We start from the raw sequence: 4,506 nt of genomic DNA on the forward strand, positions 1-4,506 counted from the left end.
CGCATCAACGTCATCGAGCTGCGCATGCCCGCGATGCGCGAACGCCCCCGCGACATCCCTGCTCTGGCGGAACGGATGCTGCTGCGCATTGCCCGCCATCATAAGGGCCAGCCGGCCATGACCCTCTCGGCGGACGCCCTCGAGGCGTTGATGGACTACGGTTTTCCGGGCAACGTGCGCGAGCTCGAAAACATCCTCGAGCGCGCGACCGCACTCTGCGAAGGATCGGTCATCGAGGTCGGGGATCTCTATCTTCCGCAGGCCGACGGCCCGGTGCTCCCCGCCCGGGCGCAGATCGACGACAGCGTTCCGCTGGAGGACTATCTCGGCGAAATCGAGAAGAAGGCGATCCTCGATGCACTCGACGAGACGCGCTGGAACCGCACCGCCGCGGCAAAGAAGCTGGGGATGACCCTGCGATCGCTGCGCTATCGTCTCGCCAAGCTCGGCATCGAATAGCCGACCGCCTGCCGCGAGCCAACCGAATATGACACCATCCAACCCCGACCCGAACGATCCCGCACCACCCCGCGATCTCTTCGTCGACTGGGTGCGTCAGGCCACACCCTACATCCACGCGCACCGCGGACGCACCTTCGTGATCGTCTTCGGCGGCGAGGCGGTCGCGGATCCGCGCTTCCCGGACCTCGTCCACGATATCGCACTGCTGCACGGGCTCGGTATACGGCTCGTGCTGGTCCACGGCGCACGCCCCCAGATCGAGGCCCGGCTCGCCGGTCGCGGTGCGCAGCTGCGCTATGTCAACGGGTTGCGGATCACGGACCAGACCGCGCTCGCCTGCGTGAAGGAGGCCGCCGGGGTGGTGCGGGTCGAGATCGAGGCCCTGCTCTCGCTCGGGCTCGCCAACTCGCCGATGGCCGGCGTGCGCATCCCGGTGGTCTCGGGCAACTTCGTCACGGCGCGCCCCCTGGGCGTGATCGAAGGGGTCGACTACGCCCACACCGGGGCGGTGCGGCGGATCGACCGTCAGACGCTGCGGGCGGTCCTCGATCAGGGCGCGGTCGCCTTGATGCCGCCGCTGGGGTATTCGCCGACCGGCGAGGTCTTCAATCTCAGCGCAGCCGACGTGGCGCGCGGCGCGGCGGTCGCGCTCGGTGCCGACAAGCTGATCTTTCTCACCGAGGACCCGGCCGGGGGTGCGTCGCCGGACAGCGAGGCCCGCAACCTGCCTCAGGATCTGCTGGGGCCCAACCTCCTGGCCCGCGACATCGATGCCCTGCTCGCCGCCGCGAGCGCGATCCCCGAGGATGTTGCCCAGTGCCTGCGTGCCGGTGCCGAGGCGTGCCGCAACGGGATCCGGCGCGTGCACTTGGTGCAGCGTCGGCGCGGGGGTGCACTGCTGCGCGAGCTCCTGACACCCGACGGGAGCGGCACCCTGATCTCCGCCGAGCCTTACGAGGAGCTGCGCCCGGCACGTATCGACGACGTGACGGGCATCCTCGAGCTGCTGCGCCCGCTCGAGGATCGCGGTGTGCTGGTGCGACGTTCGCGCGAGCGCTTGGAGACCGAGATCGACCGCTTCTTCCTGACCGAGCGCGACGGCTTGATCACGGCGTGCGCGGCGCTTTACCCCTACCCGAGCGCGGGGATGGCGGAATTGGCCTGCGTCGCCGTGCATCAGGACTATCGGGCGACCGGACGCGGCGATCGACTGCTCGCCCACATGGAAGACATCGCCCGAGCCTCCGGCATCGAGCGCCTGTTCGTCCTCACCACCCAAACCGCGCACTGGTTTCGAGAGCGTGGATTCGAGCCGGCATCGCTCGGCGCCTTGCCGATGGAGCGACAAGCCCTGTACAACTTTCAGCGCAACTCGCAGGTCTATATCAAGGCGCTTTAAATCGCGTCCCGTGCGATATGGCCGGGTTTCGTACCGGCTCGGCGTCGAGCGCGTCTGAACCCTTTGAGCGGACGCGATTTAAGATTCTGAATACAATAATTTTTCAAATTTTACTGCGGAGCCGTCACCTGATCAGGCGATGGCCGAGCCGTTCTTTTGTGACCCGATCATGATGATGTCGATCCCGCTGATAAGCACACCGGCAGAAATCTCCGGCCGTTCGGAGCAACGGCGGTTTTTCAAACCTGTCGGGTTGCTTCCGTTCCTCCTCGTTTGCTCGATGATGCTCGCGGGCCACGCGCTCGCAACCGAGCCCACATCTGCCGGCGCGAGCGCGGCCGTGCCGGCGAGCAGCAGCGACGGCCTTCCCTCGGTCGACCATGTGGAGGCCAAGATCGCCGACGTTGCGGCCGATACGGCACTCGACGAGGCCGGGAAGGCGGCCTTGACCGAGCTGTATCGGAAGGCGCTGACGAACCTCGAGGCGACTCGGACCTTCGACACGCAGACCAAGGAGCTTGCCGAAGCGCTGACGACGGCACCCGCCGAAACCGCGGCAATCCGCCAACGACTGGCGCAACGCAAGCCGGAAGCGGACGGCGTCGTCGAGATCCCGACCGATCTGCCTACCGAGGAGATCACGCAGCGCCTGAGCATCGTTCTCGCCGATGCCGCCGTGGAGGAAACGCGCATCGGCGAGCTCGACAAGGCCATCGAGCGCAGCACGGGCCGCCCGGCCGCGATTCGCACACGCTTGTCCGAGATCAAAACCGCGCTCGGCGAGATCGAAACCGACCTGAGCCAACCCAAGAGCGACGACGCGGAAGCCGCAGCGAGCGAAGCGCGCCGCTGGGCACTCGAGACCCGTCGGGCATCGCTCTGGGCCGAGGGTCGGATGCTCGAGCAGGAGCTGCTGAGTCTGTCGGTACGCGAAGCGCTTCAGCGCGCACAGCGCGAGGAGGCGACCTTGAATTGGGAGGGCCTCCGAGCCCGGCAGCGACAGCTTGAGGAGCTGCAGAATCAGCGGCGCCGCGACGAGGCGGAGGCCGCGCAGCGTGAATCCGAGCGCGCACGGATCGAGGCCGCCGACAAGCATGCCCTGGTGCAGGAGGCGACGCAGGAGAACGCCGAGATCACCACATCTATGGGCGATCTCGCGCGGAGTCTCGAGGACCTCGACCTCGAGATCGAAGACCTTGAGGCCGAACGCAAGCGGGTGGAGCAGGATTTCAAGGCGGCACGCCAACGCATCGAGGCCGCCGGTCTCAGCAAGGCGCTCGGTCAGGTCCTGATCGAGCGGCGCGACGAGATCCCCGACCTGCGCCGGCTGCGCGGGGCGATCGAGGAACGCGAGGACGAAATCGCCGACGCCACGCTCAGACAGATCCTCTATCGCGAGGAACAACGCCAACTCGGCGATCTCGACGCCTATCTCGACGAGCTCACCACACGCGATCCGAGCGCGCAGGCACCGGAGATACGCGAGCAGCTCAAGGCGACACTCGACCAAAGGCTGCGACTGATCACGCAGGCGCTCGTCGTCGAGGACGACTACATCCGTCAGCTCGGCGAGCTCAACTACGCGACCGACCAGCTGATTCATACCGCCGAGGGCTACGACAGCTATCTCGCCGAACGGCTGCTGTGGGTGCGCAGCACCCTCCCGGTCGGCCTCGAGACCCTCGTCACCCTTCCCTCGGCCATCGGCTGGCTCGTCGCGGGGGAGCACTGGGTCGAGGTCGCACGGGTCATGACCCACGCGGGAGCACACTCACCGTTGCTCTGGGTCCTCTCGCTCGTCATCGTCGTCCTCTTCTGGAAGCTCTCGGCGCTGCGGCGCGCGATCCGCGCCACGGCCGAGCCCCTGCGCAAGATCCGCACGGATCGTCTGAGCCACACCGCCAAGGCGATCGGCCTCAGCCTCTTGGCCGCACTGCCCATTCCGCTGCTGTTGTGGGTGATCGGGCTACAGTTGTCGACATCCATCGAGGCCACCGGCTTCACGCGCGCGCTGGGGTCGGCCCTCATCGCCATCTCCTTCGGGCTTTATCATCTGCGCGCCTTCCGATCGCTCTGCATCACCGGAGGGGTGGCCGACCGACACTTTCGCTGGAGCCAAAACACCCTCCGAGCGCTCAGACGCGAGTTTGACTGGTTCAGCGTCTATGTCGTCCCGGTCGCTTTGACGACCATCGTGCTCTACAACGACAGTGACCCAGCCTTCAGCGGGAGCCTCGGACGCCTGGCCATGGTGGCGACCATGATCGGGTTCTCCGTCTTTTTGGCGCGCCTGCTGAATCCTGCGAAGGGTGTCGTGAAGAAGGCCCTCGCGGCAAACCCGAAGGGTTGGTTCAACCGCCTGCGTCACATCTGGTTTTCGGTGATCGTGGGCGCACCGCTGGGGCTGGCGGTGCTCGCGTTGCTGGGCTATGTCTACACGGCCGGGGCCCTGTTCGAGTCGCTGGTACAACAGACCTGGCTCGCGCTTGCCTTGATCGTGCTGCATCAGGTGATCGTACGCTGGCTGATCGTCACTCGGCGGCGCTTGGCGCTGGCGGCGGCGGTCGATCGCGCGAGCGCGCGACGTGCGCAAAACGAGGCCGAACGGAAAGAGACTGCCCCGAGCGCCTCGGAGCTTCAGGTCG

Annotated in this window: 3 protein-coding genes; all 3 read left to right on the forward strand. The window is 66.7% G+C overall.

What is annotated here, in order from left to right:
- A partial coding sequence (locus tag VLR48_RS06685) for a helix-turn-helix domain-containing protein (protein WP_325291027.1) occupies nt 1-459 on the forward strand: 459 nt, incomplete at its 5' end.
- 28 nt (nt 460-487) lie between these two features.
- Entirely contained in the window at nt 488-1,861 is a 1,374-nt protein-coding gene (gene argA / locus VLR48_RS06690; RefSeq protein WP_325291028.1) for an amino-acid N-acetyltransferase, read from the forward strand.
- A gap of 283 nt (nt 1,862-2,144) precedes the next feature.
- On the forward strand, nt 2,145-4,506 hold a 2,362-nt coding region (locus tag VLR48_RS06695; protein ID WP_325291029.1), incomplete at its 3' end, for a mechanosensitive ion channel protein MscS.

Source organism: Thiocapsa sp. (assembly GCF_035467215.1).
Taxonomy (GTDB): domain Bacteria; phylum Pseudomonadota; class Gammaproteobacteria; order Chromatiales; family Chromatiaceae; genus Thiocapsa.

What these genes read in the sequence shown, in the direction of transcription:
- argA (WP_325291028.1), top strand. Translation starts at nt 488, where the DNA reads ATGACACCATCCAACCCCGACCCGAACGATCCCGCACCACCCCGCGAT.